The sequence below is a fragment of the Streptomyces sp. NPDC024555 genome (assembly GCF_055559335.1).
Map to the genome: position 1 here is coordinate 251,899 of NZ_JBVHKV010000004.1, position 12,699 is coordinate 264,597.

General features: G+C 70.6%; 8 protein-coding genes. 4 read left to right on the plus strand and 4 right to left on the minus strand.

The genetic code is table 11. The annotated features are described in order from the left end of the window. Positions 1–7: 7 nt before the first annotated feature. Both ACZ4FH_RS08760 and ACZ4FH_RS08765 read right to left on the minus strand, forming a co-directional pair. The gene (locus tag ACZ4FH_RS08760) at positions 8–1,003 is read right to left on the minus strand and encodes a carbohydrate ABC transporter permease (RefSeq protein WP_467303340.1); all 996 of its coding nucleotides are present in this window, start codon (positions 1,001–1,003) and stop codon (positions 8–10) included. 209 nt (positions 1,004–1,212) lie between these two features. After that, positions 1,213–2,541 (minus strand): ABC transporter substrate-binding protein, encoded by a 1,329-nt coding sequence (locus tag ACZ4FH_RS08765; RefSeq protein ID WP_467303341.1) that lies wholly within the window; start codon positions 2,539–2,541, stop codon positions 1,213–1,215. Between the two features lie 668 nt (positions 2,542–3,209). Between ACZ4FH_RS08765 and aspT (ACZ4FH_RS08770) the strand changes: the two genes are divergently transcribed. The 3 genes from aspT (ACZ4FH_RS08770) to ACZ4FH_RS08780 are packed head-to-tail and all read left to right on the plus strand — an operon-like array spanning position 3,210 to position 8,270. After that, positions 3,210–4,886 (plus strand): aspartate-alanine antiporter, encoded by a 1,677-nt coding sequence (gene aspT / locus ACZ4FH_RS08770; RefSeq protein ID WP_467303343.1) that lies wholly within the window; start codon positions 3,210–3,212, stop codon positions 4,884–4,886. Continuing rightward, positions 4,887–6,590, plus strand: a complete 1,704-nt coding sequence (gene aspT / locus ACZ4FH_RS08775; RefSeq protein ID WP_467303344.1) for an aspartate-alanine antiporter — start codon at positions 4,887–4,889, stop codon at positions 6,588–6,590. 15 nt (positions 6,591–6,605) lie between these two features. Continuing rightward, the gene (locus ACZ4FH_RS08780) at positions 6,606–8,270 is read left to right on the plus strand and encodes a bifunctional aspartate transaminase/aspartate 4-decarboxylase (protein ID WP_467303345.1); all 1,665 of its coding nucleotides are present in this window, start codon (positions 6,606–6,608) and stop codon (positions 8,268–8,270) included. A gap of 2 nt (positions 8,271–8,272) precedes the next feature. On the opposite strand, the gene ACZ4FH_RS08785 is transcribed toward ACZ4FH_RS08780, so the two are convergent. Then, positions 8,273–8,965 (minus strand): FadR/GntR family transcriptional regulator, encoded by a 693-nt coding sequence (locus ACZ4FH_RS08785; protein WP_467303346.1) that lies wholly within the window; start codon positions 8,963–8,965, stop codon positions 8,273–8,275. Between the two features lie 231 nt (positions 8,966–9,196). Between ACZ4FH_RS08785 and ACZ4FH_RS08790 the strand changes: the two genes are divergently transcribed. Next, entirely contained in the window at positions 9,197–10,987 is a 1,791-nt protein-coding gene (locus ACZ4FH_RS08790) for a 2-isopropylmalate synthase (protein ID WP_467303551.1), read from the plus strand. 162 nt (positions 10,988–11,149) lie between these two features. Here the strand turns inward: ACZ4FH_RS08790 and ACZ4FH_RS08795 are convergent, their stop codons facing one another. Continuing rightward, positions 11,150–12,640, minus strand: coding sequence for a glycoside hydrolase family 18 protein (locus ACZ4FH_RS08795; protein ID WP_467303347.1), 1,491 nt, complete (start codon positions 12,638–12,640; stop codon positions 11,150–11,152). Between the last annotated feature and the right edge of the window lie 59 nt (positions 12,641–12,699).

Sequence of the window (12,699 nt, forward strand, 5' to 3'; positions counted from 1 at the left end):
CTCCCGGTCAGACCGCGGACTTGCGTACGAAGCGGCCGATGAGCCAGTTGATCCCGGCGATGATCAGCAGGAGGGCGAGCATCGCCCAGGCCACGGCGGCGGCCGGACCGAGATGACCCAGGTTCCAGCCGTAGTTGTAGAGGTAGACGCTGAGCGTCTCGTACTGGTGCTCGGTCCCGCCGCTGGCGCCGATGGTGCCGCCCTCCAGCAGGAGGGGTTCACCGAACAGCTGCATGGAGCCGATGGTCGAGATGACGATCGTGAAGAGGATCGTGGGGCGCAGCGAGGGGATGGTCACCTTGCGGAACTGCTGCCAGCGGCTGGCGCCGTCGAGCGAGGCGGCCTCGTAGAGATCGGAGGGCACGGCCTGCATCGCCGCCAGGTAGATCAGCGTGTTGTACCCGGTCCAGCGCCAGATGACGATGACGGAGATCGCGATCTTCGAGGTCCAGGACCCGTTGGCCCAGTTGGTGTGGCCGAAGCCGATGAAGTCCAGCGCCCAGTTCAGCAGACCGCCGTCGGCGCGGAAGACCAGCGCGAAGACCAGGGCCGCGGAGGCGACGGAGGTGGCGTACGGGGTGAGGATGACCGTCCGCCAGAAGGTGCTGGCGCGGAGCTTGTAGTTCAGCAGGTGGGCCAGGCCGAGCGCCACGAGGAGCTGCGGGACCGTGGACATCACACCGATCAGGAAGGTGTTGCTGACGGCGGTCCAGAACTCCGAGTCGTGCAGGATCTTGTCGAAGTTGCCCCAGCCGACCCATTCCATCTGGTCCATGCCGGTCATCTCGACCCGGTGCAGGGCGATCCACCCGGTGTAGAGCAGCGGGTAGAGCCCGAAGGCGCCGAAGATGAGGAAGAACGGGGCTATGTAGGCGTACGGCGACGCCTTGTCGTCGAAACGCCAGAGCCGGCTCCGCCACGTCTGCCGGCGGCTGTCCACGGGCTGCTGGGAGCGCCGGGGTGGCGGGGTGTATGCGTCCCGGGTGGGAGTCGAGGTGGCCACGAGCGGGAGTCCTTCCCTGGATTGCTTGGTTACCCGGGTACGGGGCCTGGCCGTCGGCGAGGGCGCGGGCGGTGGGCTTGCACGGGGCGGCCGGAGTCTTCCGGCCGCCCCGTCCAAGCCCTCCGCGCGGCCGACCCGCGGAGCCCAGTGCCCCTGGAGTGGGACACGCAGGTGCGGGCGGCCCGGGGGCCGCCCGCGCTTGCGGAACGTCAGCCGATCGCCTTGTCGATCGACTCGGTCGCCGCCTTCCAGGCGTCGTCCGGCTTGGTGCCGCGCTGCTCCATGTTGTTGATCTGCGTGGAGATGGTGTCCTTGATGATCCCGTCCTTCGGGCCGAGGATCGTCTCGGGGATGGACTTGGCCTCATCGGCGTAGATCTGGCCGATGGGGGCGTCGTTGAAGTACGGGAGCGTCGCGTTCTTCACGTCGGGCAGGTCGTACGCGCCCTTGTTGGACGGGAAGCTGCCGATCGCCTTGAAGACGGCGGCCTGCTGCTCGGGGGCGGTCAGCCACTTGACGAGCTTGCTGGCCTCCTCGACGTGCTTGCCGGCGGTCGGGACGCCGAGGAAGGAACCGCCCCAGTTGGCGGCGGTGTCACCGGGGGCGGTGGTGATGTCCCACTTGCCCTTGTTGCCGTCACCGGCGTTCACCGAGATCTGGCCGGCCATCCACGCGGGGCAGGCGACGGTGGCGATGGTGCCCTTGCGGAGGGCAGCCTTCCACGGGTCGTTGAACTGCGCGAGGCCCTGGGTCAGCTTCTTGTCCGCGGCCTCGGCCGCCAGGTTCCAGCCCTGCTTGACGCTGGCGCTGTCCTTGTAGACCGGCTTGCCGCTCTCGTCGTAGTACTGCTCCGCGTTGGAGCTGACGACGGCGTTGTACATGGCGCTGGCGGAGTCCATGAAGAACGTGCCGGAGGGCGCCTTCTTCTTGTACTCCTCACCGAGCTTGAGGTAGTCCTCCCAGCCCCCGGCGACCTTGGCGGCGACCTCCTTGCGGTCGGTCGGCAGACCGGCCTTCTTGAAGAGGTCGGTGTTGTAGCAGAGGGACATCGGGCCGATGTCGGTGCCCGCGCCGATCACCTTGCCGTCGGGCGTGGTGGCCTGCTTCTCCTTCCAGGACACCCACTCGTTGACGTCGATGACCTTGCTCAGGTCGGCGAACTTGTCGGCCTTGGTGTCGACCAGTTCCTTGATGCGGCCGACCTCGATGCCCTGGACGTCCGCCAGGCCGCTGCCCGAGTTCAGCTGCTGGAGCAGCTTGGGGTAGTAGACCTTCTCGTCCGCCGCGGTCGTTTCCTTGACCGTGATGTTCGGGTTCAGCTCGTGGTACTTCTCGAAGAGCCCGGCCTCCTTGTAGCCGAACTGCCCGAAGTCGGCGACGGTCAGCGTGATCTTCCCGCCTGCTTCGCCGCCGGCACTGTCCGAGTCGTCCGAGTCGCTGCCGCAGCCCGTCAGCAGCAGGGCTGCCGCTGTCAGGCCCGTGGTGGTCAGAACCGCGACTCTGCGGCTCCGTCCGGCGACGGTGCGGGTGATACGCATTCCACTACTCCTTGTTCCAGGGTGGGACTGGCTCACTGCGTGGCGTTCCCGCTGGTGGGCGCGGGTGCCGTGGGGTCGGGGGGGAAGACACGGGCAGTGCTGTTCGCCCGGGAAAACCCGGAGCGATGTGGGAGCGCTCCCATGCGTCGATGTCGGAAGGTTGCTGCCTCGGGGGGGTGGGTGTCAAGACTTGAAGACGCTTCCGTTGCGCGAGCGTGTCCTGCAAGTCACGAGACCGTGTCCGGCCGAGGGCTTGCCAAAGCACCCCGCCCCCTCAAGCGGAGCGGGAGATTCCCGAATAACCGCAGGTGGGGGCGGTGTTGGGAGTGGATCTTGGGACCGCCGCCGGGAAGTCGTCGCGATCGCGCCGGATTTCCGCCACGGCCGGTGAACGGCTGTCGTTACCCGTACTCCCCCCGCCGGAAGGTGAACGGGGCCCCGCGTCCCGGGCCCGCCCGGACCCCGTTTCGCGTTCTTTCCCCGAACCCGGGCGCCGGACGGTGGCCGGAACGCCCGGCCGCCGCCTGACCGGATCGTCACCCCATCGGCGCATCCGGAGTCGCCGATTCCCGTAGCGCGAAGCGGACATGCCACCCAGCTCACCCGCTGTTAATTTCTCCCTTATGCACCAGATGATCATGTATGACACCAGGGGCGGGTGAGGCCGGATGGGAGTGGTCCGCGATCATCCCGAACTCGCCCTGTTCCTCTGTCTGTCCCTCGGCTACCTGGTCGGGAAGATCCGCGTCGGCCCTATCACGCTCGGCGGGATCTGCGGCACGCTGATCGTCTCGCTGCTGATCGGCACCCGGCACGTCAGCGTGAACGACGACGTCAAGACGGTCTTCTTCGCGCTGTTCATCTTCTCGCTCGGCTATCTGGCCGGACCCCAGTTCTTCGCCAACCTGAACCGCAAGAGCCTGCGGTTCTTCGCGCTCTGCCTGATCGAGCTGGTCTGCGTGCTGGGCATCGCCTTCGGTCTGGCCAAGGCCTTCGACCTCGACGTGGGCACCGCGTCCGGCATCCTGGCCGGGGCCGCCACCGAGTCCGCCGTGGTCGGTACGGCCACCGAGGCCATCGGCAAGCTCGACGGGCTGACCTCGGCCCAGATCACCCAGTACCAGGGGCACGTGGCCACCGCCTACACGGTCTGCTACCTCTTCGGCCTGGTCACCATCGTGCTCTACACCAGCCAGATCATGCCGATGCTGATGCGCATCAACCTCCGGGACGCCTCGCGCGAACTCTGGGAGAAGATGCGCGGCGGCGTCCGCGGACTGGAGTCCGACGAGCGCGAGGCGCTGCCCGGCACGGTCGGCCGCACCTTCCTCGTCACCCTCGCCGACGGCCGCACCGTCGGGGAGCTGGAGTCCTCACTGGGCGGCACCGTCACCGTCGAGGCCGTCAAACGCGGCAGCGTGCTGATGGACCCCGCCCCGGATCTCGAACTGACCCTGAGCGACCTGGTCCAGCTGGTCGGCCGCCGGGCCGGGATCATCGAGGCCGGCCGGGAGATCGGACCGGAGACCCCGGCGGTCCCGGGCCTCGACACCCCGCTCGCCACCCGCCAGGTCGCGGTCACCGAGAAGGCCACGGCCGGCTCCAGCATCGCCCAGTTGGAGCAGGACCATCCCGAATTCCGACAGGACGGGGTGTACATCACCGATGTCCTGCGCAACGACCAGCATCTGCCCGCCTCGGCCGAGACCACGGTCCAGCGCGGCGACGTCCTCACCCTGGTCGGCGCCCGCTCGGGGCTGAACCGGCTCGTGGCGAAGATCGGCGCGGTGGTCAAGAACGACGCGACGGACTTCATCTACCTGGGTGCGGGCATCGTGGCGGGCTCCCTGCTCGGCCAGGTCGTCGTCCGCATCGGCGACATCCCGATGTCGCTCGGCACCGGCGGCGGCTGTCTGGTCTCCGGGCTGCTCTTCGGCTGGTTCCGCTCCCGCAAGCAGACCTTCGGGGCCTTCCCCCCGCAGGCCGCCAACACCCTCAAGGACCTGGGGCTCGCCGTCTTCATCGCCTGCACCGGGCTGACCGCGGGGCCGCAGGCCTGGCCGCTGCTGAAGGAGTACGGGGCGCTGCTCCCGTTCGCCGGGATCGCCATGGTCCTGGTGCCCGCGACCATCTCCCTGTTCGTCGGGCTCAAACTGCTGCACATCGAGAAACCGCTGCTCATCGGCGCGATCGCCGGCCAGCAGTGCTCGACCCCGGCGATCACCTCCATCACCCAGGTGGCGCAGAGCTCCGTCCCGCTGCTCGGCTACACGATCACCTACGCGCTCTCCAACTTCCTGCTGCCGCTCACCGGTCCCATCCTCGTCGGCGTCCTGGGGAACTGAATGATCGATTTCCTGAACCGCAACATCTTCGAGCCCCACCCCGAACTGCTGGTCTTCCTCGTCCTCGCGCTCGGCTTCCTGCTGGGCAAGGTCCGCTACAGGGCGATCGCGCTGGGCGCGGTCACGGGCTGCCTGGTCGCCGGGCTGGTGCTCGGCGCGCAGTTCGAGGTCCAGATCGACGGCACGGTGAAGAACCTGTTCTTCATCATGTTCCTGTTCGCGCTCGGCTACCGGGTCGGCCCGCAGTTCTTCCGCGGGCTGCGCAAGGACGGGCTGCCGCAGGTCCTCAACGCGGTCGTGGTCTGTGTGACCGGGCTGCTGGTCTCCTGGCTGTTCGCCGTGCTGCTCGGCTACGGCCCCGGGCTCGGCGCCGGTCTGATGAGCGGCGCGCTCACCCAGTCGGCCGCCATCGGTGTCGCCCAGGACGCCATCGGCACCCTGCCCGGACTCTCCTCCTCGCAGGTGAAGTCCGAACAGAACCTGGTCGCCGTCGGCTACGCGGTCACCTACCCGCTGGGCACCATCCTGTGCGCGATGCTCCTGGCCAACGTCCTGCCCCGGCTCTACCGCAGGGACCTGGCGAAGGAGAGCGCGGAGCTGGCCGCCGAACTGGACGCCCCGGACGAGAACCCGGACGAGGGCAGCGGCTACTACGAGACCGTGCTGCGCGCGTACACCGTCGTGCGCCACGACCTCGTCGGCCGCAGCATCTCCGACATCGAGGCCCAGCAGCAGGCGCTCGGCCGCCGGGTCTACATCACCGGAGTCCGGCGCGAGGGGAGCGTCCTGCCGCAGGACCAGTCCCTGGTGCTGCGCGAGGGCGACACGGTCGCGGTCAGCGCCCTGCGCCACGATCTGGTCGACTTCGACGCCCGTACGCATGTGGGTCCGGAGGCCGACGACGTGGCGCTGCTCGGCTACCGCACCGAGACGCTGCACGTGGTGGTGTCCGAGAAGGCCGTGCTGGGGCGGAGCGTGGAGGAGCTGCGCCGCGAGCCCTTCATGGCCGGGGTCTACATCGAGAAGATCTACCGGGCCGGGGCGGAGTTCCCCTTCCGGCTCTCCACCCCGGTGGAGCGCGGGGACACGCTGGTGCTCTCCGGTCCCGAGCGGCTGGTCGGTCCGGCCGGGCGGGAGCTGGGCAAGCCGGTGCCGACGAGCTTCGCGACCGACATGGTCTGGGTGGGGCTCGGCATCTTCCTCGGCGGCTGCATCGGCATTCCGGCGCTGACCGCGGGCGGGGTGCCGATCTCGCTGTCCACCTCGGGCGGCGGGCTGATCATGGGGCTGGTCTTCGGCTGGATCCGGGGCAAGTACCCCACGTACGGGAACGTGCCGCCGGGCGCCCAGTGGTTCATGGACACGCTGGGCCTGTGCGTGTTCGTCGCGGTGGTCGGCATCAACGCCGGTCCCAGCTTCACCAGCGGGCTGTCGTCGGCGGGCTGGGGGCTGCTGCTCCTGGGCGCGGTCGCCACCGTCGTCCCGCTGATCGTCGGCTTCCTGGTCGGGCACTACGTGCAGAGGATCAGGTTCCCCATCCTCATGGGGGTGCTGGCCGGCGGCCAGACCACCACGGCCGCGATCGGGGCCGTCAACGAGACCTCGAAGTCCCAGATCCCCACGCTCGGCTACACCATCCCGTACGCCGTCGGCAATGTGCTGCTGACCGTGTGGGGCGCCGTCATCGTCATCCTCAACCACTGAACCGGGAGCGCAGTCATGCCCAAGGCCACTCTCAGCCGTGCCGAGATCCGCTCGTTCGCCCAGCTCAGCCCGTTCGAGCTGAAGGACAAGTTCATCAGCATCGCCCAGTCGGCGCAGAGCGACAAGCCCGGTCAGAAGGGGAAGACGACGCGGGTCATGCTCAACGCGGGCCGCGGCAACCCGAACTGGGTCGCCACCGGCCCCCGCGAGGCGTACCACGCGCTCGGCTACTTCGCGATCGAGGAGTCGCGCCGGGTCTGGACGGCGGACAACCTGGGCGGGATGCCGGAGGAGGACGGCTGCGCGGAGCGGTTCGCCCGGTTCACCCGGACGCATCCGGAGCTGCCGGGGATCGAGCTGCTGAAGGCGTGCGTCGATCTGGCGGTCAAGCGCTTCGGCTTCGTGCCCGACGCCTTCGTCCATGAGCTGGCGGACTCCTCGATCGGGGACAACTACCCGGTGCCGGGCCGGATCCTGCCGCACGCCGAGCAGATCGTGCGCGGCTATCTGGCGGACGAGATGTTCGACCACCGGCCGCCGGAGGGGCAGACGCTGAGCCTGTTCGCGACCGAGGGCGGCACCGCCGCGATGTGCTACCTCTTCGATTCGCTGCTGAAGAACGGGGTCCTCAAGAAGGGCGACCGGATCGCCCTGATGGTGCCGGTCTTCACCCCGTACCTGGAGATCCCGGAGCTGGACACGTACGGCTTCGACGTGGTGCACGTGGAGGCGAACCTGTTCACCGAGACCGGGGTGCGGCAGTGGCGCTATCCGCCGGAGGAGATCGCCAAGCTGGCGGACCCCTCGGTGCGGATGGTGTGCTGCGTCAACCCGAGCAACCCGCCGTCGCTGGCGCTGGCCCCGCGGGTCGCCGAGCAGATCGTCGGGATCGTGGAGAAGGACAACCCGAACCTGATCGTGGTGACGGACGACGTCTACGGGACCTTCGTGGAGGGCTTCCGCTCGCTGGCCGCCGATCTGCCGCGCAACACGCTGCTGGTGTACTCGTACTCCAAGCACTACGGCGCGACCGGCTGGCGGCTCGGGGTGATCGGGCTGCACGACGACAACGTCATCGACGACGCGCTGGCCGCGCAGGGCCCCGGGGAGAAGGCCCGGCTGGCGAAGCGGTACGGCTCGCTGACCCTGGAGCCGGAGCGGATGCGGTTCATCGACCGGCTGCTGGCGGACTCCCGGCAGGTGGCGCTGAACCACACGGCGGGGCTGTCGCTGCCGCAGCAGGTGATGATGGTGCTCTTCTCGCTCTTCGACATGCTGGACGAGGGGCAGGAGTACAAGGCCCGGATCCGCGCCATCGTGCACCAGCGGCTCGAACTGCTGCTGGAGGGCGCCCATATGAAGATCTCCGAGGACCCCAAGCGGGCGGCGTACTACATCGAGCTGGATCTGCTCGCGGAGGCCGAACGGACCCTGGGCAAGGAGTTCGCCGACTACCTGGAGCAGAACTACGAGCCCGTGGACCCGCTGTTCCGGCTGGCCGAGCAGACCTCCGTGGTGCTGCTCAACGGCGGCGGCTTCGACGGCCCGGAGTGGTCGGTCCGGGTCTCGCTGGCCAATCTCGACGACCTCGACTATCTGAAGATCGGCCACCAGCTGCGGACCATCTTCGACGAGTACGCCCAGGAGTGGCGGGCCTCGGGGGCGGCGGGCGCGGCCTGAGTTCAGGCGGTGCGCAGGCGGTCCAGGGTCCGTTCCAGTTCCGCCTGCGCGGCCCGGCCCGCCGCCTCGGCGTCGCCCGCCACGACCGCCCTGACCAGCGCGTGGTGCTCGGCCTCGCCGTGGTGCGGATCGGCGCGGCGCAGTCCGAGCAGTTCGACGAGATCGATCAGCCCCTGCCGCAGGACGGGGGCGAACTCGCCGAAGAGATCGGTGAGTACGGGATTGTGGGCGGCGGCCACGACCGTGCGGTGCAGGGCGATGTCGGCGTCGACGAACGCGGCGTCGGGGCCGGAGCCGGCCGCCCGCCGGGCGGTGAGCGCGGCGTCCAGGGCGGTCAGGTCCTCGTCGGTGCGGCGGCGGGCGGCGAGCCGGGCGGCCTGGACCTCGATCAGCATCCGGACCTCGTAGACATCGGTGACGGCGGCGCGGCGCAGTCGCAGCGGCCACTCCTCGGCGGCCTCGTCGGCGATGACGAAGACGCCGGAGCCCTGGCGGGCGCGGAGCAGTCCGAGCGCGGAGAGCGTGCGCACGGCCTCGCGCACGGTGGAGCGGCCGACGCCCAGGGTGCGGGCGAGCGTGGTCTCGCCGGGGATCTTCGTGCCGACCGGCCAGTGGCCCTCGGTGATCTGGGCGCGCAGATGGCGCGTCGCCTGGTCGACCAGGGGGCTGGGGTGGAGGGGGCCGAGCGAGGACACGCGTTCACCTGTCAGGTTGTCTGAGGACTTGGTTTCTGGCTAGTGTACCGATCATGACGTACCGCGGTCTCCTTCTTCTCGGCTGCCGCGGCGGGGCCTGAAGCGATCGGCACCCCGCCGCGGGGTGCCGTGCTGTGCCGGTCGCGTCCGGCGATGCGAGAAGAGACCGTGTTCATGCCCGAGTTCCCTCAGCAGTCCACGCCCGAGCCCCCGGCCGGCGCCCCGTCCCCGATGTTCGCCTTCCCCACCCTCTGCACCCCGCGCGGCCCGGTGCCCGAGGACGCCCCGCGCTGGAATCCGCAGCGCTCCAGCTCGATGCCCTCCCATCGCTACCGCCCGGCCTTCGAGCGCGTGGACGTACCCCTGACCGCCCGGAGCTGGCCGTCGGCCCGTACCGAACAGGCCCCGCTCTGGGTCCCGGTCGACCTGCGCGACGGCAACCAGGCCCTGGCCGAGCCGATGGACACCCCGCGCAAGCGCCGGATGTTCGATCTGCTGGTGGCGATGGGCTACAAGGAGATCGAGGTCGGCTACCCGTCCGCGAGCCGCACCGACTTCGACTTCGTCCGCCATCTGGCGACGAGCGGGGCCGTGCCGGACGACGTCACCCCGGTGGTGTTCACCCCGGCCAGGGCGGACCTGATCGAGCGGACCTTCGCCTCGGTCGAGGACCTGGACCGGGCCGTCGTCCACCTCTACGTCCCGACCGCCCCGGTCTGGCGCGATGTCGTCCTGGGGCGCGACCGGGCGGAGCTGCACGGTCTGGTGCTGGACGCGGCGCGGCTGATGGACCGGCTGGCGGCGGCGCGGCCCGGGGCGGACATCCGCTTCGAGTTCTCCCCCGAGGTCTTCGTGCTGACCGAGCCGGACTACGTCCTGGAGCTGTGCGACAGCCTCACCCGGCTGTGGGAGGCCTCGCCGGACCGGCCGGTCATCCACAACCTCCCGGCCACGGTGGAGATCGCGACGCCGAACGTCTACGCGGACCAGATCGAGTACATGCACCGCCATCTGGACCGCCGCGACTCGGTGATCCTCTCCGTGCACCCGCACAACGACCGGGGCACCGGGGTGGCCTGCGCGGAGCTGGCCGTGCTGGCGGGCGCGCAGCGGGTGGAGGGCTGCCTGTTCGGCAACGGCGAGCGCACCGGCAACGTCGACCTGGTCACGCTGGCCCTCAACCTCCACGCGCAGGGCGTGGACCCGATGGTCGACTTCTCGGACATCGACGAGATCCGCCGCACCGTCGAGCACTGCAACCGGCTGGCCGTGCCGCCGCGCCATCCGTACGGCGGCGATCTGGTCCACACCGCGTTCTCCGGCACCCACCAGGACGCGATCAGCAAGGGCTTCGCCCACCGGGAGCGGACCGGCCAGGAGCGGTGGGAGGTGCCCTATCTGCCGATCGACCCGGCGGACGTGGGGCGTACGTACGAGGCGGTCATCCGGGTCAACAGCCAGTCCGGCAAGGGCGGCATCGCCCATCTGCTGCGCGCCGGGCACGGGGTGGACCTGCCGGAGCGGATGCGCGCGGACTTCTCGCGGACGGTGCAGCGGGCGACGGACGACAGCGGCCGGGAGGCGAGCGCCCGGGATCTGTGGGACCTGTTCGCGGCCACGTATCTGGCGCCGGGCGGGGACGAGCGGGTCGTGCTGACCTCGTGGTCGGCGGAGACGACCGGGTCCGGTGAGTGCCGGTTCGTCTGCTCGCTGCGGGTGGACGGGCGCGAGGGCGACTACGAGGGCACCGGCGGCGGCCCGGTCTCGGCGTTCACCCACGCCCTGGAGGCCGCGGGGGTCCCGGTCGCGGTCCTCGACTTCGCGGAGCACGGCGCGGAGGGCGGTGCGGTTCCGGGGACGGTCACGGCGTACGCGGAGTGCCGCTCCGGCGGGACGGTGCGCTGGGGCGCGGGCCGGGCGGACTCGGCGGTGGCGGCCGCGGTGGCCGCGGTCCTCTCGGCGGTGAACCGGATGGACGTCCCGGCCCCGGCCCTCGACCGAGCCAGGGGGAAAGAAGGGTGACGCACCCCGGCCGGGGGAAGGGCGGTTCCCCCGGCCGGGGCGGGAAGGGGGCGCACCCCGGCCGGGCGGTGGGGGGTGGGGGGCCGGCCGGGATGCGCGGGGAAGGATGGCTTCTGGTGGGTGCCGCCCGGAGGAGCTGCTCGCGGGCGCTGCTGCCGGGCGCTACTTGTAGGCGCCGAGTGCCTTGGTGAAGGCCAGCGGTTCCTGGGCGATGGAGCTGCACGAGGCGTCCGCGGCGGGCTTGGGGCCGCCGGCGCACTCCTTGTCCCGGGTGCCGGACCACATGGCGAGCCGGGCGAGGCCCTTCTCCTCGGCGAAGGCGGCCAGCTGCGTGGCGTCCTCGACCGTGAAGACCTCGGTGCTGACGTCGTTCACGCCGATCATCGGGGTGACGGCGACGGTCTTCCAGGCCTCCGCGTCGGAGAGCCCGAGCACGCCCTTGATCTGGGCCTGGGTGGCGGTGGCGGCCTGGACGGCGTAGGCGCCCATGTCGCCGCTGTAGGCGGCGCCGTAGTCCATCGCCATCACGTTGACCGCCCCGACGTCGACGCCGTTCTTCTTCGCGTCGGCGATCAGGTCGACGCCGGGCTGCGTCAGGCCCTCGGGCATCACCGGCAGGGTGAAGGAGACGTCCAGACCGGGGTGGGACTTCTGGAGCTGGGCGATGGCCTGGGCGCGGCGGGTGTTCGCGGCGGTGTCGGGGAGCGCCCCGCCCTCGATGTCGAAGTCGGCCTTGGTGAGCTTGTAGGTGTCGACGACCTTGCCGTACGCGGCGGCGAGGTCGGCGGCCGAGGTGCAGCGCAGGGCCAGTTCGGAGCCGGCCGCTCCGCCGAAGGAGACGCGGACGTCGCCGCCGGCGGCGCGCAGGGCACCGATCTGGGAGGCGACGTGGTCGTCGCCCAGTCCGGTGACCCCGCCCCAGAGCGGGGCGCAGCCGCCGCCGGAGGTGATGAAGGCGAGGGTGAACTCCTTCACGCCCGTCTTGGCCGCGGTGTCGAGCAGGTCGTACGCGGGGTAGAGCGAGGTGTCCACGTAGGGGGCGAACCGTGCGCCGCCCGCCGTGCCGCCGCCCCCGGTCTGCGTGGGGGTGGGGGTGGGTGTCGGGCTCGCGGTCGCGGTGGGCTTCCCGGTCGGGGTGGCGGTGGGGGTCGCGGAGGCCGTCGGGGTGGGGGTGGCGGTCTCGCTGGGGCGGCCGCTGGGCTCGGGGGTGGCGCCGGTGTCGACGGAGCACGCGGTGCCGTCGATGCGGCAGCCGGTGGGGTCGGCGGCCGTGGTGTCGGAGGTGGTGACGAAGCCGACGGTGACGGACCGGCCCGGGGGCAGCTCCTTGTCCCAGCTCGCGGGCTTCACCGTCACGTGCTGTCCGCTGACGGTGTGTTCGCCGTTCCACAGCGAGCTGATCCGGGTGCCGGCGGGCAGGTCGAACTCCAGGGTCCAGCCGGACCGGGCGCTGCCGGTGTCGTTGGTGACGACGTACTGCCCGGTGTATCCGCCGGTCCAGCCGCTGGTCCGGGTGTACGCGGCACCCACGGCGGCGGCCTGGGCCGTGCCGGTGAGGGCGAAGACGGTGCCGCCGATCACGGCCGCGGCGACGACCGCGCCGATCGCCTTCGTCCGGGTGCTCACGGTGCGCCGGTGCGTGCTGGTGCCCATCGCGTTCCTGCCTCGTCATACGGAAGTGGGGGATCCGGAAGCACGCTAGCGGCCCCGAT